This window comes from Staphylococcus sp. GDY8P196P (assembly GCF_017891705.1).
GTDB lineage: Bacteria > Bacillota > Bacilli > Staphylococcales > Staphylococcaceae > Staphylococcus > Staphylococcus ureilyticus.
Map to the genome: position 1 here is coordinate 1 of NZ_JAESJS010000036.1, position 1470 is coordinate 1470.

Sequence of the window (1470 nt, forward strand, 5' to 3'; positions counted from 1 at the left end):
TCAGTAACGTCACCAGAAGTAAACGATGTAGACAGTAACGGAGTTTTGGATACTGAACAATTGTCTGAAGCAACGCAAGCCGTAGCGAATGCAGAACAAGCGAAAACGGCAGTAGACACGAAGTTGGCAGAAGTAACATCTAATGGTCTAGTAACACCAGACGAAAAAGCCGCAGTAGATACATTAATTCAAACATTAGAAAATGCAAAACAAACGGCGAAAGAGAAGGTAAATAGTGTACCGTCTAGTACCGAAGGTAAGGCTGATCTTCAAACAAGATTGGATAACATTGCATCCGTAACATCGCCAGAAGTGAATGATGTAGACAGTAATGGAGTCTTGGATACGGATCAATTATCAGAAGCAGACCAAGCCGTAGTGAATGCGGAACAAGCGAAAACAGCAGTAGATACGAAGTTATCTGAGATTACAGCAGATGGCTTAGTGACTCCGGACGAAAAAGCCGAAGTAGATACATTAATTCAAACATTAGAAAGTGCAAAACAAACAGCCCAAGAGAAAGTAAATAGTGTACCGAACGGTACTGCGGGTAAAGAAGATTTACAAACAAGACTAGGTAACATCGCGTCAGTAACGTCACCAGAAGTAAACGATGCGGATAGTAATGGTGTTTTGGATACGGATCAATTATCCGAAGCGTCTCAAGCAGTGACTAATGCGGAACAAGCAAAAACAGCAGTGGACAATAAGCTAGCAGAAGTAACATCCGATGGCCTAGTAACACCAGATGAAAAAGCTGAAGTAGATGCGTTAATCCAAACATTAGAAAGCGCAAAACAAACAGCCCAAGAGAAAGTAAATAGCGTACCGTCTAGTACCGAAGGTAAGTCTGATCTTCAAACAAGATTAGATAACATCGCGTCAGTAACATCACCAGAAGTGAACGATGCAGATAGTAATGGAGTCTTGGACACAGATCAATTATCCGAAGCATCTCAAGCCGTAGCGAATGCAGAACAAGCAAAAACCGCAGTGGATACGAAGTTATCTGAGATTACATCAGATGGATTAGTGACGCCAGATGAAAAAGCCGAAGTAGATGCGTTAATCCAAGCATTAGAAACAGCGAAGCAAATGGCTCAAGAAAAGGTAAATAGCGTACCGAATGGTACTGCAGGTAAAGATGATTTACAAACAAGATTAGACAACATCGTGTCAGTAACATCGCCAGAAGTAAATGATGCAGATAGTAACGGAGTTTTGGATACTGAACAATTGTCTGAAGCAACGCAAGCCGTAGCGAATGCAGAACAAGCGAAAACCGCAGTGGATACGAAGTTATCTGATATTACAGTAGATGGTCTAGTAACACCAGATGAAAAAGCCGAAGTAGATACATTAATTCAAACATTAGAAAGCGCGAAACAAGCAGCGAAAGAGAAATTAGGTAGTGTGCCAAATGGTACCGCAGGTAAGACAGATTTACAAACCGCGTCAGTAACGTCACCA

The 1470-nt window shown here is 41.6% G+C and carries 1 protein-coding gene; it reads left to right on the forward strand.

The window, feature by feature from the left end:
- The coding region (locus KA814_RS13485) for a GA-like domain-containing protein (RefSeq protein ID WP_210122802.1) at window positions 1–1470 on the forward strand (1470 nt) is incomplete at both ends.